Genomic DNA, 26,078 nt, shown 5'->3' on the forward strand with positions numbered 1-26,078 from the left:
GAACCTGGGGGGCGCGGCATCCATTCCGGGCCTGGTCAGCTCTCCGGGCGGTCCTCCGGGGCGGGCTCCGCCACCGGGGCGGACTCCGTCGCGGTGGACTTGACGGTGGAGATCGCGGGCGTCGCGCCGTTGGCGCCGTTCGTCAGGGCCAGCTCCTTGGGGGAGAGCACCGGCGGACGGGTGGACGGTGTGCGCCGCGAGGAGCCGGTCCAGGCGGGCCGCGCCGGCCGCTTGACGATGGTGGAGAAGATCTCGGCGATCTCCTCCTTGCCCAGCGTCTCCTTCTCCAGCAGCTTCAGGACGAGGTTGTCGAGGACGTCGCGGTTCTCGACCAGGATCTCCCAGGCCTCGTTGTGCGCGTTCTCGATGAGCTTCTTGACCTCCTCGTCCACCAGTGCGGCGACCTCTTCCGAGTAGTCGCGCTGGTGAGCCATCTCACGTCCGAGGAACGGCTCGGTGTTGTCGCCGCCGAACTTGATGGCGCCCAGCCGCTCGGTCATGCCGTACTGGGTGACCATGGCGCGGGCCGTGGCCGTGGCCTTCTCGATGTCGTTCGCCGCGCCCGTGGTCGGGTCGTGGAAGACCAGTTCCTCCGCCGCGCGGCCGCCGAGCATGTAGGCCAGCTGGTCCAGCATCTCGTTGCGCGTGGTGGAGTACTTGTCCTCGTCCGGCAGGACCATCGTGTAGCCCAGGGCGCGGCCGCGGGACAAGATGGTGATCTTGTGGACCGGGTCGGAGTTCGGCGAGGCCGCCGCGACCAGGGCGTGTCCGCCCTCGTGGTACGCGGTGATCTTCTTCTCCTTGTCCGACATGATCCGGGTCCGCTTCTGCGGGCCCGCCACCACACGGTCGATCGCCTCGTCCAGCATGGAGTTGTCGATCAGCTTCTTGTCGCTGCGGGCCGTGAGCAGGGCCGCCTCGTTCAGCACGTTCGACAGGTCCGCGCCGGTGAAGCCGGGCGTGCGGCGGGCGACCGCGGCGAGGTCGACGTCGGGCGCGACCGGCTTGCCCTTCTGGTGGACCTTGAGGATCTCCAGACGGCCCTGGAGGTCCGGCGGGTCGACCGCGATCTGGCGGTCGAAGCGGCCGGGCCGCAGCAGCGCCGGGTCGAGGATGTCGGGCCGGTTCGTCGCGGCGATGAGGATCACGCCGCCCTTGACGTCGAAGCCGTCCATCTCGACGAGGAGCTGGTTCAGGGTCTGCTCGCGCTCGTCGTGCCCGCCGCCCAGGCCGGCGCCGCGGTGGCGGCCGACCGCGTCGATCTCGTCGACGAAGACGATCGCCGGGGCGTTCGCCTTGGCCTGCTCGAACAGGTCGCGGACCCGGGAGGCACCGACACCGACGAACATCTCGACGAAGTCGGAACCGGAGATCGAGTAGAACGGCACCCCGGCCTCGCCGGCCACGGCGCGCGCGAGGAGCGTCTTGCCGGTGCCGGGACGGCCGTAGAGCAGCACGCCCTTGGGGATCTTGGCGCCGACGGCCTGGAACTTGGCCGGCTCCTGCAGGAACTCCTTGATCTCCTGGAGCTCCTCGACGGCCTCGTCACAGCCCGCGACGTCCGAGAAGGTCGTCTTGGGGGTGTCCTTGGTGATGAGCTTGGCCTTCGACTTGCCGAAGTTCATCACCCGGCTGCCGCCGCCCTGCATCTGGTTCATCAGGAACAGGAAGACGACCACGATGAGGACGAAGGGGAGCAGGGAGAGCAGGATCCCGACGAACGGGTTCTGCTTGGACGGCGACACCGTGTAGCCGTCCGTGATCTGCTTGTCCTGGTACTTGGTCTGCAGCGTGTTGGCGATGGTCACGCCCTGGTCGCCGATGTAGCTCGCCTGGATCTTCGAGCTGCCCTCGACCTTTTCGCCGTCCTTCAGCGTGACCTTGATGGTCTGCTCGTCACCGGTGGTGAGCTTGGCCGACTCGACCCTGTTGTCGTTGATCGCTGCGACGACCTGGCCGGTGTCCACCGTCTTGTAGCCGCCGGACGAGCCGACGACCTGCATCAACACGACCACGGCAAGGACGGCCAGCACGATCCACATGACCGGCCCACGGAAGTATCGCTTCACGTCCATCCATACGGAGCGGTGCCGCCCCGTCCCTCCTGCCATAGTGAGTTTGATAAGACAGTTCTTCTGACGGTACCCCAGCATCGTGGGCCGAAGCCGCACCGGAGAGCCGGGAGCCCGTCCGCATGGTCCAACGGTGCGGGAGCCGCTGGGGTTCCCGATCGCCGTGCCGGACCGGCCCGTCCGGCCCAGTGGCCGGACGGGAAGGGTGCTCAGCCGCCGTAGACGTGGGGCGCGAGCGTCCCCACGAACGGCAGGTTGCGGTACTTCTCCGCGTAGTCGAGCCCGTACCCGACGACGAACTCGTTCGGGATGTCGAAGCCGACCCACTCCACGTCGATGGCGACCTTCGCGGCGTCCGGCTTGCGCAGCAGGGTGCAGATCTTCAGCGACTCCGGCTCGCGGGAGCCGAGGTTGTTGATCAGCCAGGACAGCGTCAGGCCGGAGTCGATGATGTCCTCGACGATCAGGACGTGCCGGCCCTTGATGTCGGTGTCGAGGTCCTTCAGGATCCGCACGACGCCGGACGACTGGGTGCCCGCGCCGTACGAGGACACCGCCATCCAGTCCATGGTGACCGGGGTGGACAGCGCCCGGGCGAGGTCGGCCATGACCATCACCGCGCCCTTGAGGACTCCGACGATGAGCAGGTCCTTGCCCGCGTACTCCGCGTCGATCTTCGCGGCCAGCTCGGCCAGTTTCGCGTCGATCTCTTCTTTGGTGATGAGCACCTGCTGGAGGTCGGCACCCATGTCTTTCGCGTCCACCCGCATCACTTTCGGTCGTCCCACCGGCTGTCGCGCTCCGCCGCAGGGGGTCGGATTCAGCCTTGCCGAATCACCAGTCTGCCACCCTGGCGCTGGGCGACGACTTTGCCGGGGAGGTTGATGACCCCCTGGCCGCGCCAGCCGGTGATCAGCCGGTCGACTTCCTCGATGTGGCGGGCGAACAGCGAACCGGCCGGGGCGCCGGCCTCGATCGCGGCGCGGCGCAGGATCCGGCGGCGCACGGCGGGCGGCAGGGCGTAGAGCTTGGCGCACTCCAGCAGGCCCGTGGCGTCCCGTACGGCGTCCTCGGCCTGGCGGGCCCAGGCGTCCAGGGCGTCGGCGTCGTCGCGGGAGAGCTGGGCCGTCCGGGCGAGGGCCTCCACGACGCCCTTGCCGAGCGCCTTCTCCAGGGCGGGCAGTCCTTCGTGCCGCAGCCGGGAGCGCGTGTACGCGGGGTCGGCGTTGTGCGGGTCGTCCCAGACGGGCAGCGACTGGGCCATGCAGGCCTTACGGGCGGTCTGCCGGTCGAGGTGGAGGAAGGGGCGCCGGTAACGGCCGTCGGCCCCCGAGACCGCGGCCATGCCCGAAAGGGAGCGGATGCCGGAGCCGCGGGCGAGACCGAGCAGGACGGTCTCGGCCTGGTCGTCCCGGGTGTGGCCGAGCAGGACCGCGGCGGCGCCGTGGCGCTCGGCGGCGGCGTCGAGGGCGGCGTAGCGGGCGTCGCGCGCGGCGGCCTCGGGGCCGCCCTCGCGGCCGACGGTGACGGCGGTGGACTCGACGGGGTCCAGGCCGAGTTCGCGCAGGCGCTGGACGACCTCGGCGGCGCGCTGGTCGGAGCCGGTCTGCAGGCCGTGGTCGACGGTCACGCCGCCCGCGCGGACGCCGAGCCGGGGGGCCTCGAAGGCGAGGGCGGAGGCGAGCGCCATGGAGTCGGCGCCGCCGGAGCAGGCCACGAGCACGAGCGGCGACGGCGCTCGCTCGTGCGGGGGGCGCGCGGCGGCCCGGGGGAACGGCGCCGTGGATCCGGCGGCCGCCGGGGTCGGCACCGGGGGCTGCGGGGAGGTCTGTTCGATCAGGATGTCGTGGAGGACGCGGCGGACCGCCAGGCGTATCGCCGCGACCGCAGGATGGGGACCCATGTCCGGTTCCCTTCATGAAGTTTTCGGGGGGTGAGCCCGAAGTCCGGTCACGCAGAGTGTGTAGATGGTGACAGAACCGGGGCGCTCCCCGAGCATCGCACGCCTGCGGGAGCCTCACGGTCCCTCGGACGGGTGATTGGAGCGGCGTTCGTCTGCCGTCGGCCGATTCCTTTCACGCCGGGCTGCCGATCCGTTGCGCGCCGGGCCGGCGGGGCCAGGGCCCCGCTAGCGGTGCACGCGCGCGATCCAGTCCGCCGGCTGGGAGATCTCCGCCTTGGTGGGCAGGGTGTTCGGGCTGGTCCAGACGCGGTTGAAGCCGTCCATGCCGACCTCGTCGACGACCGCCCGCACGAAGCGCTCGCCGTCGCGGTACTGGCGCAGCTTGGCGTCCAGGCCGAGCAGCTTGCGCAGGGCGGTGTCCAGGCGGGAGGCGCCCTTGGCGCGGCGCTGCTGGAACTTCTCGCGGATCTCGGCGACGCTCGGCACGACGGCGGGTCCGACGCCGTCCATCACGAAGTCGGCGTGGCCCTCCAGGAGGGACATCACCGCGGTGAGGCGGCCGAGGATCTCGCGCTGCGCCGGGGACTGCACGAGTTCGACGAGGGACCGGCCGCCGTCGTCCTCCTCCGCCTCGGGGCGGCCGCCGGCCAGCGACTGGGCCGCCTCGCGGATCCGCTCCAGGAAGGTCATGGGGTCGACGTCGGTCTCCGCCAAGAACGACTGGATTTCGCCCTCCAGGTGGTCGCGCAACCAGGGCACGGCGGAGAACTGGGTGCGGTGCGTCTCCTCGTGCAGGCACACCCACAGGCGGAAGTCGTGGACGTCGACGTCGAGTTCGCGCTCCACGTGGACGATGTTGGGGGCGACCAGGAGCAGCCGGCCGCCGCCGCTCCCGCCGGCCGGGAGGTCGCGGGTGGCCGGGGCGAAGGTCTCGTACTGGCCGAGGACGCGGGAGGACAGGAACGACAGGAGCATGCCCAGTTCGACGCCGGTGACCTTGCCGCCGACGGCGCCGAGGACCGCGCCGCCGGCGCTGTTGCCGCGACGTTCCTGCATCTTCTCCAGCAGGGGCCTGAGGATCTCCCGGAAGCCGGCGACGTTCGCCCGGACCCAGCCGGGGCGGTCGACGACCAGGACCGGGGTGTCGTGGGTCTCCTCGGTGCCCATCCGGGTGAAGCCCCGGACGTGCTCCTCCGAGGCCTTGGCGTGACGGCGCAGCTCGGCGACGACGGCTCTGGCCTCGTCGCGGCTCACCTCGGGGCCCGGCCGCACGAGCCGGGTCGCGGTCGCGACCGCGAGATTCCAGTCGACCATCTCGGCACCACCGATGCTCGTCATGCGTCAACCGTACGTGAGCCCTCCCCCTTGGGGCAGAGCACGGAGCCCCCGGGGCAACTGCTCAACGGCCGTCGCTGCTCCCACCGAAGGGGCTCGGGCCACTGCTCAACGGCGTCCACCGGTCCCACTCAGGGGCGCGGGGAACCGCGCGACCAGCCCCCACCGGCCCGCACCTCGACGACCGCCGCGCCCCACCCCCACGGACCGCCCCGCTCAGCCGCAGCCGCAAGCCGCCAGCGCCGTCGCCGCCCGGTCCAGCGCCGCCTGCACGGGTGGCGCCTCCCCCGGGCTGTCCGGGTCGGCCGTGAGGAAGGCGAAGGCCAGCAGGCGCCCGTCCTGGTCCACGACCGTGCCGGAGAGGGTGTTGACGCCGGTCAGCGTGCCGGTCTTGGCGCGGACCACGCCCGCGGCGCCGTCGGCCGGGCCGTTCGCGTAGCGCGCGGACAGCGTGCCGGTGAAGCCGGCGACCGGCAGGCCGGTGAGGGCGGGGCGCAGACCGGGCCGGGCGGGGTCGGCCGCTTTGGTGAGGAGGGCGGTGAGCAGGCGGGCGGTCAGCTTGTCGGTGCGGTCGAGCCCGCTGCCGTCGTGGAAGATCGCCCCCGCCCGCGGCAGCCCGAGCTTCTCGAGCTGGGCCCCGATCGCCGTGCCGGCGCCCGCGAACTCCGCGCGCACGCCGCTCGCGAGGGCGGTCTGGCGGGCCAGGGCCTCGGCGATGTCGTTGTCGCTGTTGGTCATCATCCGCTCGACCAGGGCGGACAGCGGCGGGGAGGACACCGTCGCGAGGGTCTGCGCGCGGGTCGACGCCTTGGAGGGGCCGGGCGGCGAGGTGGTGATGCCGGCCGCGTCGAGGAACGCGGCGAACTCGTTCGTCGCCTGCGCCGCCGGGTCGGGGAAGCGCCGCACGGGGCCGCTGGTGGAGTCGTCGGTGCGGGCCTCGTCCGCCATCAGGGCGGTGACGCGGGCGAGGTTGCCGTTCTCCCCGATGGGGTGACGGCCGGACCCGGCGAACAGGGTGGTGTCGTACGACAGCGTGACGCGCTTGATGCCGCGCTTCTTCAGCGCCGCCGCGGTCGAGTCCGCCAGGGTGCGCAGGCTGGCCCAGCCGTCGGCGCGGGGGCGTGCGGTGAGGGTGGGGTCGCCGCCGCCGACGAGGACGAGTTCGCCGGTGTCGGGTTCGAGGGCGGTGCGGGTGGTGAGGCGGTGGTCGGGGCCCAACGCGGACAGCGCGGCGACGGCGGTGGCGATCTTCGTGGTGGAGGCGGGCGTCAGGGGCTGGTCGGCGCCGGAGCCGTACAGCAGCCGTCCGGTGGCCACGTCGACGACGGCGGCGGTGTGCTGGGGGCCGAGGGCCGGGTCGGCGAGGAGCGGGCCGAGGACCGCGGCGAGGGCGGCCGGGTCCGGGGCGGACCGCGGCGCGGACTTCACGGTGTTGCCGGTGGCGCCGCCGAGGCCGGTGAGGACGGCGGCGGCGCTGGGCGCGGGGCGCGGTACGGCGTCCGCGGGGTGGGCGGGGCCGTGCGCGGCTCCGTGATCTGCGCCACCCGTGCGGCCGAGGGCGACGGCGTGGTCCCGCTCGGCCGTACGCTGACCGGTGGAGTCCCAGGGGCCGGCGGCGGTGACCACACCGGCGGCCAGGGCCAGCCCGACGGTCGTCGCACCCGCGGTGTAGCGCCAGTTCGGGCCGGGCTTCGGGCGTGTGCCGCGCAGGTGCCCAACCCGCGCCTTCGTGGCCTGCACCAGCCGCGCGACCCGCGGCTGAACGGCCCGCGCGACCCGCGCGACCCGGGCCACCCGGGGGCCCGCGGCCTGTGCGTCCCGTGGCGCTGCCGACGGCTCGACCCGTGCGGAGGCGGTCCGCCGCAGCCGTGCGAGCGGCGGTGCCACCGTCGCTGCGACCCGGGCCAGACGGGGGCGTAGGGCGGCGGCGACCCGTGCCGCGTGCGGTCCCGCGGCCCGCCAAGGCCTCAGTTCTGGCACGACCACCAGCCCCTTTCGCGATCACACACCTGCGTGAGGGACACTTAATCACCCGAAGTATGTGTTGATCATGGAGGAGCCACCGGTGGAGTTCGACGTCACGATCGAGATTCCGAAGGGTTCGCGGAACAAGTACGAGGTGGACCACGAGACCGGTCGGATCCGCCTGGACCGTCGACTCTTCACCTCGACCGCCTACCCGACCGACTACGGCTTCGTCGAGAACACCCTCGGCGAGGACGGTGACCCGCTGGACGCGCTGGTCATCCTGGACGAGCCCACCTTCCCGGGCTGCCTGATCCGCTGCCGCGCGATCGGCATGTTCCGGATGACCGACGAGGCCGGCGGCGACGACAAGCTGCTGTGCGTCCCGTCGACGGACCCGCGCGTGGAGCACCTGCGCGACATCCACCACGTGTCGGAGTTCGACCGGCTGGAGATCCAGCACTTCTTCGAGGTCTACAAGGACCTCGAGCCCGGCAAGTCCGTCGAGGGCGCCAACTGGGTCGGCCGCACGGACGCCGAGACGGAGATCGAGCGGTCGTACAAGCGCTTCAAGGAGCAGGGCGGCCACTGAGCCCGGTGCCCTGGGCTCTGACCTCTGAGCCTGTACCCGAAGGGGCCGCACGCGTGCGCGTGCGGCCCCTTCGTGTGTCGGATGGATCTCCGTGCGCATACTGAGGGATACGGAATGTGTCGTTCAGGGAGCGTTGCTCAGTGACGGAGGCGGAGGACCGCAAGCCGCAGTCGGACGAGGCGAGGAGTGTCTACGACGGCGAGTCGACGTCGGAGATCACGTCCGAGTTCGCCCTCCCGAAGGGGCTGGCCGTCCAGAGAACCGGCGGTGAGGCGGAGACCACGTCGGAGTTCGCCCTCCCGCGGGGGCTGGACGCGCCGCAGGCGACCACCGCCGAGCCGGAGGGGTCGGCGTTCAGCCTGCCGAGCACGTACGACGCGCGCAGCGCCCCGGCCGCGTTCACGCCGCCCGCCGGGGTGCCGGCGGTGAGCCTCGCCAAGGACGTGCCCTGGCAGGACCGGATGCGGGCGATGCTGCGCATGCCGGTGACCGAGCGGCCCGCGCCGGAGCACCGGCCGAAGGCGGAGGACGAGGGGCCGGCCGTGCCGCGCGTGCTGGACCTGACCCTGCGCATCGGCGAGCTGCTGCTCGCCGGCGGGGAAGGCGCGGAGGACGTCGAGGCGGCGATGTTCGCGGTGTGCCGCAGCTACGGCCTGGACCGCTGCGAGCCGACCGTCACCTTCACGCTGCTGTCCATCTCCTACCAGCCGTCGCTGGTGGAGGACCCGGTGACGGCCTCGCGCACGGTGCGCCGCCGGGGCAGCGACTACACGCGCCTGGCGGCCGTGTTCCGGCTCGTGGACGACCTGAGCGACCCGGAGACCCACCTGTCGCTGGAGGACGCCTACCGGCGCCTCGCGGAGATCCGCCGCAACCGGCACCCGTACCCCACCTGGGTGCTCACCTCGGCCAGCGGGCTGCTGGCGGGCGCGGCCTCGGTGCTGGTCGGTGGCGGGGTGCTGGTGTTCCTGGCGGCGGCGGTCGGCGCGATGCTCGGCGACCGGCTGGCCTGGCTGTGCGCGGGGCGCGGGCTGCCGGAGTTCTACCAGTTCCTGGTGGCCGCGATGCCGCCCGCGGCGATCGGGGTGGCGCTGACGCTCGCGCACGTCGACGTGGCCGCGTCCGGGGTGATCACCGGCGGGCTGTTCGCACTGCTGCCGGGGCGGGCGCTGGTGGCCGGCGTGCAGGACGGGCTGACCGGCTTCTACATCACCGCGGCCGCGCGCCTGCTGGAGGTCATGTACTTCTTCGTCGGCATCGTCGTCGGGGTGCTGGTGGTGCTCTACGTGGGCGTGAACCTGGGCGCCCACCTCAACCCCGACGCGGCGCTGGTCGGCGCGGAGCGGCCGGTGGTGCAGACCGTCGCGTCCATGCTGCTGTCGCTCACCTTCGCGGTGCTGCTCCAGCAGGAGCGGTCCACCGTGCTGTCGGTGACCTGCAACGGCGGTGTCGCCTGGGTCGTCTACGGCGCGATGCACTACACGGGCGGGATCTCCCCGGTGGCCTCCACGGCGGCCGCCGCGGGCCTGGTGGGCCTGTTCGGGCAGTTGCTCTCGCGCTACCGGTTCGCCTCGGCCCTGCCGTACACGACGGCGGCGATCGGGCCGCTGCTGCCGGGCTCCGCCACGTACTTCGGGCTGCTGGCCATCGCGCAGAACGAGGTGGACCGGGGTCTGGTGTCGCTGACCAAGGCGGCGGCGCTGGCCATGGCCATCGCGATCGGCGTCAACCTCGGGTCGGAGGTCTCCCGGCTGTTCCTGCGCGTCTCGGTGGAGAAGCGCAGGGCGGCGAAGCGGACCCGCGGCTTCTGAGCCGGGCGGCCGACGCGCGGCCGCCCGGGTCGGTCAGTAGCCGCCCTGGTCGTACGGGTACTGGCCGGTGTTCTGCTGCTGGTACTGGCCGTTGTCCTGCTGCGGGTGGCCGCCCTGCTGGGCGCCGTAGGGCTGCTGGTACGGCTGGTGCTGCTGGTGCTGGGGCTGCTGCTGGTGCTGGGGGTACTGCCGGCCGTAGTACTCGTTCTGGTCGTAACCCTGCTGGTAGCCCTGGTCGTTGCCGTACGGCGCCTGCTGGGGCTGGGGCTCGTACTGCTGCGGGTACTGCTGGTGCTGGTGCCGGGACTGCTGCTGGTCGCGGGGGTCCGGCTCCATGCGGCGGAGCTGGGTCGTGGCGTCGTCCATCGGCTGGTGCTGGTACTGGGGCTGGTGCTGCCCGGCCTCGGGCTCCTCGGAGGTCTGCGCCGCCGCCCGCTTCTTCTTGCCGCGCTCGCGCAGGTACTCGATGAGGATCGGGACGACCGACACCAGGACGATGAGGACGAGGATGGCCTCGACGTTGTTCTTGATGACCCCGATCTGGCCCAGCCAGTAGCCCGCGAGGGTGACGCCGGTGCCCCACGCGACGCCGCCGATGACGTTGTAGACCAGGAAGGTGCGGTACTTCATCCGGCCGGCGCCCGCCACGATCGGGGCGAAGGTGCGCACGATGGGGACGAAGCGGGCCAGCACGATGGCCTTCGGGCCGTACTTCTCCATGAACTCGTGGGCCTTGTCCAGGTTCTCCTGCTTGAAGAGCTTGGAGTTGGGCCGGCCGAAGAGCTTGGGACCGAGGAACTTCCCGATCATGTAGCCCACTTGGTCGCCGAGGACGGCGGCCAGCACGATCAACGTGCACACCAGCCACAGCGGCTGGCTGATGAAGTTCCCCTCGGCCACGAACAGACCGGCCGTGAACAGCAGGGAGTCGCCGGGCAGGAAGGCGAACAGCCCGGACTCCGCGAAGACGATCAGCAGGATGCCGGGCAGGCTGAACGTCTCGATCAGGTAGTCCGGGCTGAGCCACTCGGGGCCGAGCGCAAGCGTGGTCACGGGTCTGTGGCTCCTGCGGGTGGGGGGTGCGGGCGGAGGGCTGGCTGCCCCAACGTATCAACGCAGCCGGCCGGGCCCAGGTTCCATGGGCCCCCTCAGGATGCACTGTGCTCCCCCTGGCACAAAGCTGTGTCCATGAGCATCGAGGACCACGGCGGTGGGCAGGGCCCCCGCCCCGACGTACTGGTCGTCACGACGAACGACGTGCCCGGGCACCGGGTGCAGCAGGTCATCGGCGAGGTGTTCGGGCTGACGGTGCGCTCGCGGCACCTGGGCAGCCAGATCGGCGCCGGCCTGAAGTCGATGGTCGGCGGCGAGCTGAAGGGGCTGACGAAGACGCTCGTGGCCACCCGCAACCAGGCGATGGAACGGCTCGTCGAGCAGGCACGCGCGCGAGGCGCCAACGCGGTGCTGGCGTTCCGCTTCGACGTGACCGAGGCGGCCGACGTCGGCACGGAGGTGTGCGCGTACGGCACGGCGGTGGTCGTGGCCCCGGAGTGACACCGGGGCCACCGCACCGTCCCGCGCCCGCGGCGCCGTCGTCCGCTCCCGGCGCTCAGCCGCCGTGCCGGGCCGCGTTCGCCCGGACGGCCTCGCGCAGGTGCTCGGCGAGCCCGGGACGCATCGCGTCGTAGAACGCCTTGAAGCGCTCGTCGGCGACGTACAGGTCGGCGAGGTCGCGGTGCATGGCGTACGAGCACGGGTAGAACCAGCCGTCGATGTGCAGCCGGTGCTCCTCCGCGAGGCCCATCGCGGCCTCGCCGGACGGCGCCTCCCCCGCGGCCATCAGGGCGGCGTAGCGCTCGCTCCAGTCGGCCACCTCGGCCTGCATCCGCTGCCAGTCCCCCTTGCCGTAGGACGCGGCGCGGCGCTGCGACTCGGCGTAGGTCTCCGTGCCGCCCCAGCGGCGCTCGGCCTCCTCGGCGTACTGCTCGGGGTCCTTGTCGCCGAAGACCTCGAACTTCTCCTCGGGCGTGAGGTTGATGCCCATCGTGCGTGCCTCCATGGCGTGCTCCACGGCCTCGGCCATCTTCCGCAGCTTCTCGATCCGGGCGGTCAGCAGCGCGTGCTGGCGGCGCAGGTGCTCCCGCGGGTCCGCGTCCGGGTCGTCGAGCAGGGCCGCGACCTCGTCGAGGGGGAAGCCGAGCTCCCGGTAGAACAGGATCTGCTGGAGCCGGTCGAGATCCGCGTCGCCGTAGCGCCGGTGGCCGGCGTGGCTGCGCTCGCTCGGCACCAGCAGGCCGATGGTGTCGTAGTGGTGCAGGGTGCGCACCGTGACCCCGGCGAAGCCGGCGACCTGTCCGACGGAGTAGCTCACTTCCGCTCCTTTCTCGGTACGCGCTCCACAGTGGGTCCTCACGCCGCGTGAGGTGCAAGCGGCTTTCCCCGGCGGCACCCGCGACGCTCCCCCGAGGGCCGCGCTCCGGATGTTGAGTCCTTTTTGTCTGCTTATCGTGAGCGCGTGGCCCAGCACTCCGCGCAGCAGGCGCCCTCCTCCGCTCCGGCGGCCCCCGCGCGCGTGCTGCTGCGGTCGCTCCTGCCCGCCCTGGTGGTGGGCGTGACCGCGAGCCTGGTCTTCATCGGGGTGAGCGCGGCCGCCGAACAGCTCCAGCACGTGCTGTGGACGGACCTGCCGGACGCCCTGGGCGTGGGCAGCTACTCGGTGCTGTGGATGACGGTGATGCTCGTCGCGACGGGCGTGGCCGTGGGCCTGGTGGTGTGGCGCGTCCCGGGACACGCGGGGCCCGATCCGGCGACCACGGGCCTCGACGCGCCCGTGCTGCCGCCCCTCGTGCTGCCCGGCCTGCTGCTCGCGACCGCCCTGATGCTGGCCGGCGGCCCGAGCCTCGGCCCGGAGAACCCGATCATCGCGGTGAACGTCGGCCTCGCGGTGTGGCTGGGCACCCGGGCGCTCCCCGGCGCCCCGGCCGGGCTGTGGGGCGCGCTGGCCGAGGCGGCGACGATCGGCGCGCTGTTCGGCACGCCGGTCGCCGCGGCGCTGGTCATCTCCGAGGCGCTGGCGGGCCGCCGGGTGCAGGGGCTGCTGTGGGACAACCTGTTCGCGCCGCTCGCGGCCGCCGCGGCCGGTGCGATCACCACGACGCTGGTGGCGCACCCGAGCTTCGACCTGCACCTGCCGCCGCTCGGCCGGCCGGACTGGGCCGACCTGCTCGCCGCCCTGGTGGTCGCCTCGGCCGGCGCGCTGCTCGGCCTGTGCGCGGTGTACCTCTTCCCGTACGTCCACGGCAGCTTCCGGCGACTGCGGCACCCGATGCTGGCGCTCCCGGCCGGCGGGGTCGTCCTGGCCCTGCTGGCGGCCGTGGGCGGCCACCTGACGCTCTTCAAGGGGCTGGACCAGATCGGGGAGCTGGCGCGGGACCCGGAGGGCTGGTCGGCGGGCGGCTTCGCGACCATGGCGGTGGTGAAGCTGGCGGCGATGCTCGTCGCCGCGTCCTGCGGCTTCCGGGGCGGGCGGATCTTCCCGTCCGTGTTCGTCGGCACCGCCCTCGGCCTGTGCGCGCACGCGCTCGTACCGGCGGTGCATCCGGCGCTCGGGGTGGCGACGGCCGTGCTGGGCGTGCTGCTGGCGGTCACCCGGCAGGGCTGGGTGAGCCTGTTCACCGCCGCGGTGCTGGTCTCCTCGCCGGCCGTGCTCGCCCTGCTGTGCATCGCCTCGCTACCGGCCTGGCTGCTGGTGACGGGGCGCCCGCAGATGCAGTTGGAGCCGGACGGGACCCCGGTGCGCTGACCACCGTGCGGTCAGCGGCCCAGGCGGGTGAACCTGCGCACCGCCAGCGGGAAGAAGACCGCCAGCAGGGCCAGCGGCCACAGCACCGCCGCCGTCACGTGGCCGCTCTCGCCGCCGGGGGCGCCGAGCAGGTCGCGCACGGCGGTCGCCGTACGGGACATCGGGTTCCACTCCACGGCCGTGCCCAGCCAGCCCGGCATGGACCCGGGCGCGGCGAGCGCGTTGGACAGGAAGCCGACCGGCCAGACGAGGATCTGCACGGCCTGCACCAGCTCCGGCTTCCCGGCGACCAGGGCGAGGTGGATGCCGATCCACAGCATCGCGAAGCGCAGGAGCAGCAGCAGGCCGAGGGCGGCCAGGAAGGCGCCGGGGCCGCCGTGCGGCCGCCAGCCGAGGGCGAGGCCCACCCCGGTCAGCGCGGCCAGGGAGAGCACCGACTGGAGCATGTCGGCGCTCGCCCGGCCGACCAGGACGGCGCCGTCGGCCATCGGCAGGGACCGGAAGCGGTCGACGACGCCCTTGTTCAGGTCCTGGGTGACGGCGAGCATCGTGCTCTCCAGGCCGAAGACCATGGTCAGCGCGAGCATGCCGGGCAGCAGGTAGTCGAGGTAGTCGCCGCGCACCCCGCGGCCGCCGCCGATGAGGTAGCCGAACATCAGCAGCAGCATCACGGAGAACACCAGCCCGACGAGCAGCCGGACGGGCTGCCGGGCCCAGTGGGCGAGTTCGCGGCGGGTCATGGTCCAGCAGTCGGTCAGCGCGTGGGCGTTCATGCGGCCCGTCCCTCCGTGCGGTCGCGTCCCGGTGCGCGGTCCCGTCCCGCCGTACGGCCGTGCTCCTCCGTACGGTCCTGCTCCTCCGCGCGGTCGTGCACTCCGGTCAGGTGCAGGAACACCTCGTCCAGCGTGGGCCGGCGCAGGGCGATGTCCTCGGCCTCGATCCCGGCCTCGCCGAGCGCCCGTACGACGCCGGCCAGCGCGGCCATGCGGTCGGTGACCGGGACGCTGAACAGCCGGCGGTCGGCGTCCACGCGGAGGTCGTCCCGGGCCACCGGGAGCAGCGCGACGGCGGCGCCGAGCCGGCCCGCGTCGCGCAGCACGACGTCGATGCGGTCGCCGCCGGTGCGCGCCTTGAGTGCGTCGGCCGTACCCTCGGCGACCACCCGGCCGCGGTCGACGAGCGAGATGAGGTCGGCGAGCTGGTCGGCCTCCTCCAGGTACTGCGTGGTGAGCAGCACGGTCGTGCCGCCGCCGACCAAGGAGCGCACCGAGGCCCACACCTCGGCGCGGCCGCGCGGGTCCAGGCCCGTGGTGGGCTCGTCGAGGAACAGCACGCGGGGCTCGGTGACGAGGGAGGCGGCGAGGTCCAGGCGGCGCCGCATGCCGCCGCTGTAGGCGCGCACGGGCTTGCGGCCGGTGTCGGTGAGGCCGAAGCGCGCGAGGAGCTCGTCGGCGCGCACGCGCGCGTGGCGGGCGCCGAGGTGGTGGAGGCGGCCGAACATCTCCAGGTTCTGCCGGCCGCTCAACTCCTCGTCCAGGGCCGCGTGCTGGCCGAGCAGGCCGATGGCGCGGCGGACGGCGCGGGCCTCGTGCACCACGTCGTGGCCGGCCACCTCGACCCGGCCGGCGTCGGGGCGCAGCAGGGTGGCCAGGACGCGCACCAGGGTGGTCTTGCCGGCGCCGTTGGGTCCGAGGACCGCGTGCACGGTGCCGGGCGCCACCGTCAGGTCCAGCCCGTCCAGCGCGGCCCTGCCGCCGTACCTCTTGCGTACGCCCTCGACGGTGATCGCGGGGTCGTCGGTCACAGCGCGCCCTCCTGTTAGTCAAACTTGACTACTGCCCAGGCAACGTACTCCCGCCCAGTCGACTCGTCAAACTTGATTAATGGTCGTCCTGCGGATGCCGGTCACCCGTCGCGTACGGGTTCTCCTGGCCGTCGGCCAGGACGCCGACGAACGGCTCGCCCTCACCGGCGAAGGTGTACGCCCCGCCCCGGATGCGCTCGACGAGCCCGCGGGTCCACGCCGACTCGGCGTCGGCCGTGTGGACCCACAGGTGCATGATCTCGCCGATGTGCCCGAGCTGTTCGGGGCCCTCCGCGGGGATGTAGTGCTCGGTGACGGCTGCGCGCCACTGCGCGATCTTCTCGATCCGCTCCTCGAGGAGCGCCACCGCCTCCGCGCGCGGCAGGTCGACCATGAAGCCGATCGCCGCGGACTTCACGTCCACCTTCTGGTCGTACTCGGTCAGCGCCTCGCGGACCAGGCGCAGGAACTCCTCGGTGCCCGCCTCGGTGATCTCGTACTCGGTGCGCGGCGGGCCGCCCGCGGTGGACGGGGCCGTTTCGTGCGCGCGCAGCAGCCCCTGCTTCGCCATCTGCTTCAGCGCGTGGTAGATCGAGCCGGGCTTGGCGTGGGACCACTCGTGGGCGCCCCAGTACTCCAGGTCGTTGCGCACCTGGTAGCCGTGGGCCCGCCCGTGCTGGCGCACCGCGCCCAGCACGAGGAGACGGATCGCTGACATGGGCCCCAGCGTAGGACAGGCCCGTTCAGGCGCCGTCCCGCTCCAGTGCCACCAGCTCGAAGGCGGTCCTGCCGTCGAGGGACTCCCGGATGATGTCGGCGTGGCCGGCGTGCCGGGCGGTCTCGCGGATCAGGTGCAGGCACAGCCAGCGCAGCGAGACCCTCTCGTCCGGCGGGAACCAGGGCTCGTTCGGCAGCGGGAAGGTGTCGTCCAGGCTCGGTGCCGAGCGGATGAACTCGTCCGTCTGCGCGGCGACCTCCTCCCCGTACGCGAGCTGCCCCTGCAGCGTCTCGTCGCCGACGAGGGTGAAGCACTCGTGCCAGTTCGACCGGTCCCGCGCGACGGCCGGCGGGACGCCCTTGGCGCGGGCGATCCAGCCCTGCTCCACCTCGGCGACGTGCTTGACCAGCCCGGCCAGGGACAGCTCGCTGGCGCTCGGGCGGCTCGACGCCTGCTCCTCGGTCAGCCCCAGCACCGACCGGCGGATCCCGCCGCGCTGCTCCGCGAGGAAGGAGAGCAGCGCCCCCCGCTCGTCGCCCTGCGCCTCGGCTCGCACGTGAGTGACCATGTCCGGCTGCCTTTCGTCGGATCGCACCGCCAGGCCCTTGCTGCCTGACACCGACGACGTTACGGACTCTTGAGGACAACCGCTGTCCTCAACTCGGGCACGTCCCCCGAAGGGTTCCACGCCTCCGGAGGCCCCGGGGCGGCTCAGAAGGGGAACCGGCTCCGCCCGCGCTGCACCGAGATCCACTTCAGGGTGGTGAAGGCGTCCAGGGTCGTCTCGCCGTTCAGCCGGCCGATGCCGGAGTGCTTCTCGCCGCCGAACGGCACCAGCGGCTCGTCGTGGAGGGTGCCGTCGTTGACGTGGAACATCCCGGTGTCGACGCGCTTGGCGAAGGCGACGCCCCGCTCGACGTCGGCGGTGTGGACGGCGCCGCTGAGCCCGTACGGCGTGTCGTTGACGATGCGGATGGCCTCCTCCTCGCCGTCGAAGGGCACGAGCAGCGCGAGGGGGCCGAAGATCTCCTTGTGCAGCAGGGCCGAGTCGGCGGGCACGTCCGTCAGCACGGACGGCTCGACGAGGTTGTCGGTCGCCCCGCCGCGCACCAGGACCGTGGCGCCCTCGGCGACCGCCTGGTCGACGGCGGCCGAGACGGCGTTCGCCTGGAGGGAGTTGACCACCGGGCCGATGGCGGTCTGCGGGTCGCTCGGGTCGCCGGTCTTGAGCGTCCTGACCTTGGCGACGAACTTCTCGGTGAACTCCTCGGCCACCGAGCGGTCCACCAGGACGCGGTTGGCGGCCATGCAGACCTGGCCCTGGTCGACGTAGCGGCTGAAGACGGCCGCGTCGACCGCGTAGTCGATGTCCGCGTCGTCCAGGACCACCAGGGCGCTGTTGCCGCCGAGTTCGAGCACCGTGCGCTTGAGCTGGGCCGCGCAGACGGTGGCGATGTGCCGGCCGATCTTGTCGGAGCCGGTGAAGGAGATGACCTTGGGGACCGGGTGCTCGATGAAGGCGTCGCCTATCTCGGCTATGTCGGTCAGGACCACGTTGAGCAGCCCGGGCGGCAGGCCCGCGTCCTCGAAGAGCCGCGCGATGTAGGTGCCGCCGACCACCGGGGTGTCCTGGTGCGGCTTGAGCACGACGCCGTTGCCGAGGGCGAGCGCGGAGGCGACCGGCTTGATCGACAGCAGGAACGGGAAGTTGAACGGGCTGATCACGCCGACCACGCCGACCGGCTCGCGGTACAGCCGGTTCTCCTTGCCCTCGATCGGCGACGGCAGCAGCCGCCCCTCGGAGCGCAGGGTCAACTGGGCGGCCTCGCGCAGGAACTCCTTGGCGAGCCCGATCTCGAACCCGGCCTTGAGGCGGGTTCCGCCCAGCTCCGCGATGATCGCCTCGGTGATCTCCTGCTCGCGCTCCTCGACCAGGCGCAGGGCGCGCTCGAACACGGCACGGCGGGTGTAGGGATTGGTGGCCGCCCACGCCTGCTGGGCCCGCTGGGCCGCCCGGTAGGCCTGGTCGACCTCGTCGACGGTGGCGATGGTGATCGAGGCCAGCTTCGTGCCGTCGTACGGGTTGACGTCGATGATGTCCCAGGAGCCGGTGCCCGGGCGCCACTCGCCGTCGATGTACTGCAGGGCCAGGTCGGTGAAGCAGGACGACATGTGATCCCTCAATCCCTTGCCGTCGGAGCACGAAGGCTCTGATCTCGCGTCATCGTACTTATGTCCGGCACGAGTTGGAGGGCGCGTTGACGGAAAAAGGCGAGGCGACGGGCGGGATGCGGGGGTCTGTCCCCCGGCGCGGGGAACGACGCGGGACCACGAGCGTCCCGTGCGGTTCTACGAGAGCTGGAGCAGGCCGCGCAGGAGGTCCCGGCTGGCGTCGGGGCCCGGGCTGTCCTGCTGGAGTTCGCGCAGTGCGTTCTCGTACTGGGCGACGTCCTCGCGCTTGTCCAGGTACAGCGCGCTGGTGAGCTGCTCCAGGTAGACCACGTCGGACAGGTCGGACTCCGGGAAGCTGAGGATGGTGAAGGCGCCGGACTCGCCGGCGTGCCCGCCGAAGCTGAACGGCATGACCTGCAGCCGGATGTTGGGGCGCTCGGAGATCTCGATGAGGTGCTGGAGCTGGCCGCGCATCACCTCGCGGTCGCCGTAGGGGCGGCGCAGCGCGGCCTCGTCGAGCACGATGTGGACGTCGGGGGCGTTCTCGGAGACGAGGTACTTCTGGCGCTCCAGGCGCAGGGCCACCCGGCGGTCGATGTCGGCGGCGCTCGCGTCCTTCATGCCCCGGCTGACGACGGCGTGCGCGTACGCCTCGGTCTGCAGCAGGCCGTGCACGAACTGCACCTCGTAGGCGCGGATCAGCGAGGCCGCGCCCTCCAGACCGACGTAGGTGGGGAACCAGCTCGGCAGCACGTCCGAGTAACTGTGCCACCAGCCCGCCACGTTGGCCTCGCGGGCGAGTCCGACGAGCGCCGCGCGCTCCGCCTCGTCCGTGATGCCGTACAGCGTCAGCAGGTCCTCGACGTCGCGTGTCTTGAAGCTCACCCGGCCCAGCTCCATCCGGCTGATCTTCGATTCCGAGGCACGGATGGAGTACCCCGCAGCCTCGCGCGTGATGCCGCGTGACTCACGCAGCCGCCTGAGTTGCGAGCCGAGCAGCATGCGTCGCACCACCGATCCGGGCTCTCCCGCGCTCACGTTCGCCAGCCTCCCCAACCGTCCTCAGGGGCAGGAGTCTGCCACTAAAACACTTCGAGCAGTACTCGTCCGATTACAGAGACGGAAAGAAGCCAAAGCATACGCACGGCGGCGCACAGGGGAAGAGGCAGGAGCGCACGACTTCCGGCCGCCGATCTGCGAGAAGATGGCGGAAAAAATGGCCAAGAAGCGGTACGGGCAGGTCGATTTCGGTCACGTGCACGTGCATCTGCCCTTGCATCTGGTGTACGCATCCGAAACCATGGTCCCGCGCCACCGCTGCATCGCAACGACCGCGAATTCCCGGGAGTGCCTCGCATGGGGACGAATGGATCGACCATGCTCGAGCCGTTACGGCAGGGCCTTCCGCCGCTGGATCCCGCGGCCGTGTCCAACGCTGCCTCCTGTGCTCTGCCCGCCCGCTTCGAAGCGGTGGGCGAGGCGCGCAGGTTCGCGCGAAGAACCCTCGGACAGTGGGATGTCGGCGACCGCTTCGACGACATATGCCTGGTCGTCTCCGAACTCGTCACCAACGCCCTGCGGCACGGCCTGTCGTCGCGCGACGCCCCCTGTCCCGCCGACCGCCATCCGTCCGTGCGGCTGCACTTGATGCACTGGACCGGCCGGCTGGTGTGCGCGGTGCGCGATCCCAGCCGTGAGGGGCCGGTCGCGGGCGAGGCGGACGACTTCGCGGCGGAGTCGGGCCGCGGCCTGTTCCTGGTGGACTCCTTCGCCGACGGCTGGGGCTGGCAGCCGCTGAGCGGCACGCTGGGCGGCAAGGTGGTCTGGGCGCTGTTCCGGCTGCCCACTCCGGCCGACTAGACGGCATTCGGCGAGCGCGGGCGCCGGCTGTCTCTACGCGCGTCGCGGCTGGTTCCGGCTGGGCACGGGGAGCGGGCGGGGACGTCAGCCCGCGATCAGGTGGTCGAACTCGCCGTCCTTGACGCCGAGCAGCATCGCCTCGATCTCGGCGCGGGTGTAGACGAGCGCCGGGCCGTCCGGGAAGCGCGAGTTGCGCACCGCCACGTCACCGCCGGGCAGCCGCGCGAACTCCACGCAGGATCCCTGCGAGTTGCTGTGTCTGCTCTTCTGCCACGCGACGCCGTGCAGGTGTGTGGCCGCCATGCCGTTGTACACGTCGCGTCCCCCGTCAACATCGTGGTCCACAGGTCGCTCCCTGCTGGTGCACTGGCTCGTGTGGCCATTGGTGCGGTGGTCAACTGTCGGGGATCATAACCCCGTTCATGTGCAGTTGCATGAGCAGATGCACGTGCACGCGCGGTGTTCCTGTGGTTACAGCTTTGACGCACGCTTTACCGGACCGGTGCGGTTTCACGGAATCTGCTCCAGCGTCTGCCCCGAGGGGCACGGCACATGCGGTGGCCGGCCCTCGGTTCACTAGGAACAGACGCACGGGGCGCGCCCGTTGTTCCGTCGCGGATGTGAAGATCCGCGCCGTCTCACGGGGCGGATCCCCGGCGTCCGCCGGACGGAAGGCGTCCGTTCCTCGGCGCGGCCCCGACGGCGGCGGCCCGCCGGGCCCGGGTGCCGCGACCGGCCCCCGGGGACGGCGACCGCGCGGTGCTGCGCCGCACCGCGGACGCGACGCCCCGCCACCTCGGACGGCCGGGGTGACCCGGTGCGGACGACGGAGTGCACGGTACGACGCACGGGCGAGGTGTGTCGGTGGTACGGCGGGGCGCGGACGTCGGCGCCGGGCGGGAGTGCGGTGCGGAACATGGCCGAGAGGGCGTCGCTGACAGGCGCCGGTGGAGGCCGTACGGCTGTGGGAGGTCCGGTACGGCGATGAGCGGACCCGGGGGGCGAAAACCGGACGCCCCCGGAGAGGATCTCCGGGGGCGGAGACGGTCTCCGGGGGCGGGGCGAGCGGCGCTCGGCGGGGCCTGGTGAGCGGGGCAGGGTGGGCGCGCGGTCGGCTCTCCGCTCGGCGAGCGGACGCGGTCAGCGGTTGCGGCCGGCGAGCCGTTGCGGCGGTCGTCCCGATCAGCGGCTCCCGTACGGCAGCAGGGCCATCTCGCGGGCGTTCTTGACGGCGCGCGCGAGGAGGCGCTGCTGCTGGGCCGTCACGCGGGTGACGCGGCGACTGCGGATCCTGCCCCGGTCGGAGAGGAACTTCCGGAGCAGGTCGGTGTCCTTGTAGTCGATGGAGGTGACACCCGCCTGGTCGAGCGGGTTGGGCCGGCCCTTCACAGGCGTGCGGTCGGTGCGGCGGGGCATGGCGGGTCAGACCTCCAGGAGCGGGTCGAAGGCGGGCGGCAGCCGCTTCCAGGCGTCCCGCCCGGCGGCGTACTCGGCGTCGGTGAGCAGGCAGGACTCCAGCAGCCGGGTCACGCCCTCCCGGTCGAGGGCCGGTGAGGTGAAGACCAGGTGCTGGCCGCGGTCACCGTGCTCGGGGTGCCAGTCCAGGGCGGCGGCGGCCCGGCGCACCGGCGGCACCCGGTCCCAGGCCGCGTCGGGCAGGGAGGCGAGCCAGGGTCCGGCCGGCTCGACGCACAGGGCTCCGCCGGCCGCGTCCCAGTGCAGCAGGGTGTCGGGCCGGTCGGCGAGCCAGAACCTGCCCCGGCTGCGGGCCGCCGCGCAGGTCAGGTCCTCCAGGGCGCGGTACAGCCGCTCGGGGTGGAAGGGGCGGCGCCGGTGCCAGACGAGGGTGCTCACGCCGTGGGCGTCGGCCTCGGATTCCTGTGCGCTGAGCCTCGCTGTCCCGCCGGGGCCCGCCGTATCGCCGGGGGCCGGCGTGCCGCCGGGGGCCGCTCCGCTCGGCACCGCGACGCGGCGGGCCGTCGGATGGAGCTGGACCAGCAGCTCACGGTCCTCGTCGTCGGCCTCCGGGGAGTCCACGACGGCCAGGACGGGGGCGTACTCGAGCTGACGGGCGAAGGTGTCGGCGACGGTGCGCCGGTCGGTGGCGGCCGCGGCGAGGCCGCGCTCGGCCAGGTCGTCGCCGTTGCCGAGGCAGGGCAGCAGCAGCGCCGGGTCGACGGCGGTGATCACCCCGGTGAGGGTGAGACCGCCCGCGACGACCACCTCGGCCATGGGTCTGGGCTCGACGGAGTCCCACAGTTCGACCACCGCTAGCCGGGTGGCGCCGTCGCCGGCGAGCCGGCGCAGCTCCGGCACGAGGTCCTCGCGCAGCGCGCAGCAGGCACAGTCGTTGACGAGCGGCGCCTCCCCCGCCGAGCGGAGGCCGGTGGCGTCGCGGACCGTGCGGACGACCGTGCCGGACGCGGCTGTCGTGAGGTCGTGGTGGAGGGCGACGGCGCCGGGCACGTCGGCGAGCAGGCGGGCGACGGCCGCCCGGCGGGCGTCGGCGTGCAGCCCGCCGACGATCACGACGGGGAGCATCAGCCTTTCTTCCCGTTCCCGTACCGGCGCTCGAAGCGCTCGACGCGGCCGGCGGTGTCCAGGACGCGGGCGGTGCCGGTGTAGAAGGGGTGGCTGACGTCGGAGATCTCCACGTCGACGACCGGGTACGTGCGGCCGTCCTCCCAGACGACCGTCTTCTCGCTCGTCATGGTGGAGCGGGTCAGGAAGGCGTGGCCCGCGGCCCGGTCACGGAAGACGACGGGGCCGTAGGCGGGGTGGATTCCGTTGCGCATGACGCTGGTTCAGCGCTCCTCTCGGAAGTCGACGCGGCGTTCGGTGCGGCGCGCGATGCTGGTACCTTACTGAAAATGAATCCCATTAGCATCACGGCATCGAGGAGAGGTACGTCACCGTGTCCGCGCACTGCATGCTGACCGGAGCCCGCCCCGGCTTCGGCCACCGCGTCTCCCACTCCCACCGGCGCACGCCGCGTCGCTTCGACCCGAACGTGCAGACCAAGCGGTACTGGCTGCCCGGCGAGGGGCGGTACGTACGGCTCCGGCTGAGCGCCCGGGGCATCCGCACGGTCGACGCGATCGGCGTCGAGGCGGCCGTCGCCCGCATCCGCGCGCGGGGAGTACGGGTCTGATGGCCAAGAAGAGCAAGATCGCCAAGAACGAGGAGCGCCGCGCGGTCGTCGCGCGGTACGCCGCCCGCCGCGCCGAGCTGAAGGAGATCCTCCGCAGGCCCTCGTCCCCGCCGGAGGAACGGCTCGCCGCCCGGCGGGAACTGACCCGCCAGCCACGCGACGCGAGCGCCACGCGCGTGCGCAACCGCGACCAGGTGGACGGGCGTCCGCGCGGCTGCCTCCGCGCCTTCGGGCTGTCGCGGGTGAACCTGCGGGAACAGGCCCACGCCGGTCATCTGCCGGGGGTGCGGAAGGCGTCGTGGTGAGCGGGGAGCCGTGAACGGCCCATGACCGGCAGGGGGTGCGGGAGTGCACGGGGGCCTGGGGCGCTCGGGGTCGTCGTGCGCCCCCTGCTGGTAGCTTGCTGCGGACCTCCCGGTCGGGCGGGCCGGCCGGCGACAGCTTGGAGTGTGTGCAGTGACTTCGGTGACGTACTCCCGCCGGTGCACGTGGGCGGCGGCCGCCGCGCTGGCCGGCGCGCTCGCGCTGGCCGGGTGCAGCGACGACGGCGGCGACTCCGGCGGCAGGACGTCCCCCTCGCCGAGCGCCACGGCGACGGCGGACACCGGAGGGGCCGACGGCACGGGCGGCAGCCCCTCCGCGTCGGTGACCGGCGACGCGGCCTCCCTGGAGGGCAGTTGGCTCGGCACCGCCGACGGCGAGGCCGTCGTGCTGATGGTGACCGGCGCCAAGGCCGCGCTGTACGCGACGGGCGGCACCGTGTGCAGCGGCAGCACCGGCGAGCAGGCGGGCGCGCGGACGATCCACCTGACCTGCGCCAGCGGCAAGAAGACCCGCACCACCGGCACGGTCGACTCCGTCAACGGCTCGACGCTCCGGGTCACCTGGCAGGGTGGCGCCGGCCAGGAGACGTACACCAAGGCGGAGAGCGGCGGCGGCTGGCCGTCGGGGCTGCCGACGGCGGGACTCGGCTCGTAGCGGTCCGGTCACGACCGCCGGGGCGGGCGGCGGACAGGGGTGATCATGCGTGATGATCCTTCGAGCACCGTCACGACATCCGAGGACCCCTTCATGCGCGCCGTTCCCATCACCGTCACCACCCTCGCCGCCGCCCTGCTGCTGACCGCCTGCGACAGCGGCGGCGACTCCGGCAACGACGACGCCAAGCCCCCGGCCACCCCGTCCGCCGCCGCCTCGGGCGGGTGCGCGGCCGACGGGCTGGACGCGCAGGTCGGCCCGGTCAGCGAGGCGCCGGCGGCCGGGGACACCGGCACCGTCACGGTCACGCTCACCAACAAGGGCGCCGAGTGCACCCTGAAGGGCTTCCCCGTCGTCCGCCTGCACGCCGACGCGGACGTCGACGTCCCCCAGGACCCCACCGCCCCAGCCCAGTCGGTGACGCTGCCCGAGCAGGGCACCGCGTCCTTCACCATCACCTACGTGCGGGGCGACGGCGGCAAGAGCGTCGCCGCCACCACCGCCTCCTACGCCCTGCCGAACGGCACCGGTGCCCCCGTCGACTTCGACTGGTCCTACGGCGATGTCGCGCGCAAGGACGACGGCGCGGTGGACGCCACGGTGAGCGGGTTCCAGCAGGCGGGCGACTGATCCCGGCAGGGCGTCGGAGCGGCAGCCCCTTCTCGGCGGCGGCGCTCGACGGACGGCCGTCGGCGTTCCTGCGCGTGCGCGTGCCGAGGCGTGGTCACTCCGACGGCAGCCGCGGCCGGGAGCGCATCTGCGCCCGGTCGGCGGCGCGGGCGCCCTCGGTCCAGCCGGCCGCGTCGCTCACCCCGCGCAGACGCGTGCTGACCGTGTCCGGGAACAACCGGTCGGCCGCCGCGGTGACCGCGACCTCGCGGGAGGCGAGCACCGGCAGCAGGTCGTCGGTGACCTGGGACCCGGCCGCCTCCGCGAGCCGGGTGCCCACGCGGTGGGCGTAGGCGGCGAGGAACGACTGCCGGAAGGTCTTGGTCCGCTTGCGCCCGCCGGCGCGCTGGGCGGCCTCCGCCCGGGTCATCGCCGACTGGGCCTGCACCAGCAGCGAGGTGTAGAGCAGTTCGACCACCTCCAGGTCGGCCTCGAAGCCGACGACCGTGGAGAAGCAGAACGGCTCGTTCCACACGGCCCGGCAGTGGTTCGCGGACGCGACCGCGTCCAGCAGGACCGCCTTGGCCTGCTCGTACGGCGCCTCGACCCCGATCCGGCAGGCGCCGGGCGCGTCGGGCGCGGGCGTCGCGGCGTCCAGCAGGGCCTCGTCCACGCTGTGCTTGGCCATCAGCTCCTGCGCCTTCGCGCTCAGCGCCTCCGCCTCGTCGGGGTACCCGGTCGCCTCCGCCTTGGCGAGCAGGGCGCGGATCCGGGAGAGCATCCTCGCGCCCGAGCCGCCCGAAGCTCCCGAGCCGCCCGAAGCCTTCGCGCGGCCCGACGCGTGCGGGTGGTCCTGCAGCGGCTCCAGCGCGGGCAGCCGCAGCAGCAGGCGGTACAGCTCCAGGACCGCCGTCGCGTGCGTGAAGCGGTCCGGGCGGGGCGGGGGGTCGGCGAGCAGCTCGTCGAGCTGGGCGAGCTGGTCGCGCCAGCGGCGGCCGCGCACCCGGTCCCGCGGCGCCTGCGCCCGGATCAGCCCCGCGAGCAGCCGCACCGCGGTGTCGTCCAGCTCGCGCCGGACCACCCGTACGACGTCGGCGGGCTGCCAGCCGCGTCCCCACAGGGCGGCCACGAACTCCTCCCCGCGGCGCGCGAGGTCGGCGTCCGCCGCGGGGTCGGCGGCCAGCAACGAGGCGCCGGTGTCGAGGGAGGCGTCGGCGCTGTCAGCGCCGGAGTAGAGCGCCGTACGGAAGGCGCGCTCGACGGTGGACGGGCCGGTGGGGGTCTCGGTGCTGCTCACCCGTCGATG

At 72.9% G+C, this 26,078-nt stretch carries 27 protein-coding genes; 9 read left to right on the forward strand and 18 right to left on the reverse strand.

What is annotated here, in order from left to right:
• Nucleotides 1-35: 35 nt before the first annotated feature.
• The 5 genes from ftsH to dacB form a co-directional block, all read right to left on the reverse strand.
• Nucleotides 36-2,075: an ATP-dependent zinc metalloprotease FtsH gene (gene ftsH, locus E4U92_RS28265; protein WP_137303262.1), complete on the reverse strand. Its 2,040-nt coding sequence runs from the start codon at nt 2,073-2,075 to the stop codon at nt 36-38.
• Between the two features lie 206 nt (nt 2,076-2,281).
• The gene (hpt, locus tag E4U92_RS28270; protein WP_067240779.1) at nt 2,282-2,842 is read right to left on the reverse strand and encodes a hypoxanthine phosphoribosyltransferase; all 561 of its coding nucleotides are present in this window, start codon (nt 2,840-2,842) and stop codon (nt 2,282-2,284) included.
• Nucleotides 2,843-2,892: 50 nt separating this feature from the next.
• Nucleotides 2,893-3,975 carry a tRNA lysidine(34) synthetase TilS gene (tilS, locus tag E4U92_RS28275; RefSeq protein ID WP_137303263.1) on the reverse strand — a complete coding sequence of 361 codons (1,083 nt, stop codon included), beginning with the start codon at nt 3,973-3,975 and terminating at the stop codon, nt 2,893-2,895.
• Nucleotides 3,976-4,200: 225 nt separating this feature from the next.
• Nucleotides 4,201-5,313, reverse strand: a complete 1,113-nt coding sequence (locus E4U92_RS28280) for a zinc-dependent metalloprotease (protein WP_137303264.1) — start codon at nt 5,311-5,313, stop codon at nt 4,201-4,203.
• Between the two features lie 213 nt (nt 5,314-5,526).
• On the reverse strand, nt 5,527-7,296 hold the full coding sequence (gene dacB, locus E4U92_RS28285; RefSeq protein WP_137303265.1) for a D-alanyl-D-alanine carboxypeptidase/D-alanyl-D-alanine endopeptidase: 1,770 nt from the start codon (nt 7,294-7,296) through the stop codon (nt 5,527-5,529).
• A 79-nt stretch (nt 7,297-7,375) separates the two neighbouring features.
• Here dacB and E4U92_RS28290 point away from each other — a divergent pair, with 79 nt between their 5' ends.
• Together E4U92_RS28290 and E4U92_RS28295 are read left to right on the forward strand one after the other, a co-directional pair.
• On the forward strand, nt 7,376-7,867 hold the full coding sequence (locus tag E4U92_RS28290; RefSeq protein ID WP_067240787.1) for an inorganic diphosphatase: 492 nt from the start codon (nt 7,376-7,378) through the stop codon (nt 7,865-7,867).
• 140 nt (nt 7,868-8,007) lie between these two features.
• Nucleotides 8,008-9,678 carry a threonine/serine exporter family protein gene (locus tag E4U92_RS28295; protein WP_137303266.1) on the forward strand — a complete coding sequence of 557 codons (1,671 nt, stop codon included), beginning with the start codon at nt 8,008-8,010 and terminating at the stop codon, nt 9,676-9,678.
• A gap of 33 nt (nt 9,679-9,711) precedes the next feature.
• Here the strand turns inward: E4U92_RS28295 and E4U92_RS28300 are convergent, their stop codons facing one another.
• Nucleotides 9,712-10,731 (reverse strand): DedA family protein, encoded by a 1,020-nt coding sequence (locus E4U92_RS28300; RefSeq protein WP_137303267.1) that lies wholly within the window; start codon nt 10,729-10,731, stop codon nt 9,712-9,714.
• A 135-nt stretch (nt 10,732-10,866) separates the two neighbouring features.
• Here E4U92_RS28300 and E4U92_RS28305 point away from each other — a divergent pair, with 135 nt between their 5' ends.
• Nucleotides 10,867-11,232, forward strand: a complete 366-nt coding sequence (locus E4U92_RS28305; RefSeq protein ID WP_137303268.1) for a YbjQ family protein — start codon at nt 10,867-10,869, stop codon at nt 11,230-11,232.
• Between the two features lie 55 nt (nt 11,233-11,287).
• Here the strand turns inward: E4U92_RS28305 and E4U92_RS28310 are convergent, their stop codons facing one another.
• Entirely contained in the window at nt 11,288-12,049 is a 762-nt protein-coding gene (locus E4U92_RS28310; protein WP_137303269.1) for a MerR family transcriptional regulator, read from the reverse strand.
• A gap of 144 nt (nt 12,050-12,193) precedes the next feature.
• Here E4U92_RS28310 and E4U92_RS28315 point away from each other — a divergent pair, with 144 nt between their 5' ends.
• The gene (locus E4U92_RS28315; protein ID WP_137303270.1) at nt 12,194-13,480 is read left to right on the forward strand and encodes an ion channel protein; all 1,287 of its coding nucleotides are present in this window, start codon (nt 12,194-12,196) and stop codon (nt 13,478-13,480) included.
• Nucleotides 13,481-13,491: 11 nt separating this feature from the next.
• On the opposite strand, the gene E4U92_RS28320 is transcribed toward E4U92_RS28315, so the two are convergent.
• The 6 genes from E4U92_RS28320 to E4U92_RS28345 all read right to left on the reverse strand — a co-directional run bounded on the left by E4U92_RS28320 (nt 13,492) and on the right by E4U92_RS28345 (nt 19,176).
• Entirely contained in the window at nt 13,492-14,253 is a 762-nt protein-coding gene (locus E4U92_RS28320; RefSeq protein WP_137303271.1) for an ABC transporter permease, read from the reverse strand.
• Nucleotides 14,250-15,284, reverse strand: a complete 1,035-nt coding sequence (locus E4U92_RS28325) for an ATP-binding cassette domain-containing protein (protein ID WP_137303272.1) — start codon at nt 15,282-15,284, stop codon at nt 14,250-14,252. Before E4U92_RS28325 ends, E4U92_RS28320 begins: the two co-directional genes overlap by 4 nt.
• Before the next feature lie 76 nt (nt 15,285-15,360).
• Nucleotides 15,361-16,002, reverse strand: a complete 642-nt coding sequence (locus E4U92_RS28330; protein WP_137303273.1) for a PadR family transcriptional regulator — start codon at nt 16,000-16,002, stop codon at nt 15,361-15,363.
• A 25-nt stretch (nt 16,003-16,027) separates the two neighbouring features.
• Nucleotides 16,028-16,570, reverse strand: a complete 543-nt coding sequence (locus tag E4U92_RS28335) for a DinB family protein (protein ID WP_137303274.1) — start codon at nt 16,568-16,570, stop codon at nt 16,028-16,030.
• Nucleotides 16,571-16,713: 143 nt separating this feature from the next.
• A complete protein-coding gene (locus E4U92_RS28340) occupies nt 16,714-18,174 on the reverse strand; it encodes an aldehyde dehydrogenase family protein (protein ID WP_137303275.1) in 1,461 nt (486 codons plus the stop codon).
• Between the two features lie 177 nt (nt 18,175-18,351).
• Nucleotides 18,352-19,176, reverse strand: a complete 825-nt coding sequence (locus E4U92_RS28345) for a helix-turn-helix domain-containing protein (RefSeq protein WP_137303396.1) — start codon at nt 19,174-19,176, stop codon at nt 18,352-18,354.
• Nucleotides 19,177-19,551: 375 nt separating this feature from the next.
• Between E4U92_RS28345 and E4U92_RS28355 the strand changes: the two genes are divergently transcribed.
• On the forward strand, nt 19,552-20,034 hold the full coding sequence (locus E4U92_RS28355) for an ATP-binding protein (RefSeq protein WP_137303277.1): 483 nt from the start codon (nt 19,552-19,554) through the stop codon (nt 20,032-20,034).
• Nucleotides 20,035-20,118: 84 nt separating this feature from the next.
• On the opposite strand, the gene E4U92_RS28360 is transcribed toward E4U92_RS28355, so the two are convergent.
• The 4 genes from E4U92_RS28360 to E4U92_RS28375 all read right to left on the reverse strand — a co-directional run bounded on the left by E4U92_RS28360 (nt 20,119) and on the right by E4U92_RS28375 (nt 22,829).
• On the reverse strand, nt 20,119-20,379 hold the full coding sequence (locus E4U92_RS28360) for a DUF397 domain-containing protein (protein ID WP_067240803.1): 261 nt from the start codon (nt 20,377-20,379) through the stop codon (nt 20,119-20,121).
• An 837-nt stretch (nt 20,380-21,216) separates the two neighbouring features.
• Nucleotides 21,217-21,450, reverse strand: a complete 234-nt coding sequence (rpsR, locus tag E4U92_RS28365) for a 30S ribosomal protein S18 (protein WP_137303278.1) — start codon at nt 21,448-21,450, stop codon at nt 21,217-21,219.
• A gap of 6 nt (nt 21,451-21,456) precedes the next feature.
• Nucleotides 21,457-22,575: a CobW family GTP-binding protein gene (locus E4U92_RS28370; protein ID WP_137303279.1), complete on the reverse strand. Its 1,119-nt coding sequence runs from the start codon at nt 22,573-22,575 to the stop codon at nt 21,457-21,459.
• Nucleotides 22,575-22,829: a type B 50S ribosomal protein L31 gene (locus E4U92_RS28375; protein WP_137303280.1), complete on the reverse strand. Its 255-nt coding sequence runs from the start codon at nt 22,827-22,829 to the stop codon at nt 22,575-22,577. Before E4U92_RS28375 ends, E4U92_RS28370 begins: the two co-directional genes overlap by 1 nt.
• A 119-nt stretch (nt 22,830-22,948) precedes the next feature.
• Here E4U92_RS28375 and rpmB point away from each other — a divergent pair, with 119 nt between their 5' ends.
• The 4 genes from rpmB (at nt 22,949) to E4U92_RS28395 (ending at nt 24,793) form a co-directional block, all read left to right on the forward strand.
• On the forward strand, nt 22,949-23,185 hold the full coding sequence (gene rpmB / locus E4U92_RS28380; RefSeq protein ID WP_137303281.1) for a 50S ribosomal protein L28: 237 nt from the start codon (nt 22,949-22,951) through the stop codon (nt 23,183-23,185).
• A complete protein-coding gene (gene rpsN / locus E4U92_RS28385) occupies nt 23,185-23,490 on the forward strand; it encodes a 30S ribosomal protein S14 (protein WP_137303282.1) in 306 nt (101 codons plus the stop codon). The genes rpmB and rpsN overlap by 1 nt, the downstream gene beginning before the upstream one ends.
• 151 nt (nt 23,491-23,641) lie before the next feature.
• Nucleotides 23,642-24,163: a hypothetical protein gene (locus E4U92_RS28390; RefSeq protein WP_373311668.1), complete on the forward strand. Its 522-nt coding sequence runs from the start codon at nt 23,642-23,644 to the stop codon at nt 24,161-24,163.
• Between the two features lie 93 nt (nt 24,164-24,256).
• On the forward strand, nt 24,257-24,793 hold the full coding sequence (locus E4U92_RS28395) for a DUF4232 domain-containing protein (protein WP_137303283.1): 537 nt from the start codon (nt 24,257-24,259) through the stop codon (nt 24,791-24,793).
• 94 nt (nt 24,794-24,887) lie between these two features.
• On the opposite strand, the gene E4U92_RS28400 is transcribed toward E4U92_RS28395, so the two are convergent.
• Nucleotides 24,888-26,069 carry a DUF2786 domain-containing protein gene (locus E4U92_RS28400; protein WP_137303284.1) on the reverse strand — a complete coding sequence of 394 codons (1,182 nt, stop codon included), beginning with the start codon at nt 26,067-26,069 and terminating at the stop codon, nt 24,888-24,890.
• Between the last annotated feature and the right edge of the window lie 9 nt (nt 26,070-26,078).

The sequence above is a fragment of the Streptomyces galbus genome (assembly GCF_005280195.1).
Classification (GTDB): Bacteria; Actinomycetota; Actinomycetes; order Streptomycetales; family Streptomycetaceae; genus Streptomyces; species Streptomyces galbus.

Excerpts from the sequence above, each read along its gene's own strand:
- E4U92_RS28335 (WP_137303274.1), bottom strand. The coding sequence starts at position 16,570 with ATGGTCACTCACGTGCGAGCCGAGGCGCAGGGCGACGAGCGGGGGGCG.
- E4U92_RS28330 (WP_137303273.1), bottom strand. The coding sequence starts at position 16,002 with ATGTCAGCGATCCGTCTCCTCGTGCTGGGCGCGGTGCGCCAGCACGGG.
- E4U92_RS28305 (WP_137303268.1), top strand. The coding sequence starts at position 10,867 with ATGAGCATCGAGGACCACGGCGGTGGGCAGGGCCCCCGCCCCGACGTA.
- rpsN (WP_137303282.1), top strand. The coding sequence starts at position 23,185 with ATGGCCAAGAAGAGCAAGATCGCCAAGAACGAGGAGCGCCGCGCGGTC.
- E4U92_RS28280 (WP_137303264.1), bottom strand. The coding sequence starts at position 5,313 with ATGACGAGCATCGGTGGTGCCGAGATGGTCGACTGGAATCTCGCGGTC.
- rpsR (WP_137303278.1), bottom strand. The coding sequence starts at position 21,450 with ATGCCCCGCCGCACCGACCGCACGCCTGTGAAGGGCCGGCCCAACCCG.
- hpt (WP_067240779.1), bottom strand. The coding sequence starts at position 2,842 with ATGCGGGTGGACGCGAAAGACATGGGTGCCGACCTCCAGCAGGTGCTC.
- E4U92_RS28320 (WP_137303271.1), bottom strand. The coding sequence starts at position 14,253 with ATGAACGCCCACGCGCTGACCGACTGCTGGACCATGACCCGCCGCGAA.
- E4U92_RS28355 (WP_137303277.1), top strand. The coding sequence starts at position 19,552 with ATGCTCGAGCCGTTACGGCAGGGCCTTCCGCCGCTGGATCCCGCGGCC.
- E4U92_RS28375 (WP_137303280.1), bottom strand. The coding sequence starts at position 22,829 with ATGCGCAACGGAATCCACCCCGCCTACGGCCCCGTCGTCTTCCGTGAC.
- E4U92_RS28345 (WP_137303396.1), bottom strand. The coding sequence starts at position 19,176 with ATGCTGCTCGGCTCGCAACTCAGGCGGCTGCGTGAGTCACGCGGCATC.
- E4U92_RS28395 (WP_137303283.1), top strand. The coding sequence starts at position 24,257 with ATGCGCGCCGTTCCCATCACCGTCACCACCCTCGCCGCCGCCCTGCTG.
- E4U92_RS28340 (WP_137303275.1), bottom strand. The coding sequence starts at position 18,174 with ATGTCGTCCTGCTTCACCGACCTGGCCCTGCAGTACATCGACGGCGAG.
- E4U92_RS28370 (WP_137303279.1), bottom strand. The coding sequence starts at position 22,575 with ATGCTCCCCGTCGTGATCGTCGGCGGGCTGCACGCCGACGCCCGCCGG.
- ftsH (WP_137303262.1), bottom strand. The coding sequence starts at position 2,075 with ATGGACGTGAAGCGATACTTCCGTGGGCCGGTCATGTGGATCGTGCTG.
- tilS (WP_137303263.1), bottom strand. The coding sequence starts at position 3,975 with ATGGGTCCCCATCCTGCGGTCGCGGCGATACGCCTGGCGGTCCGCCGC.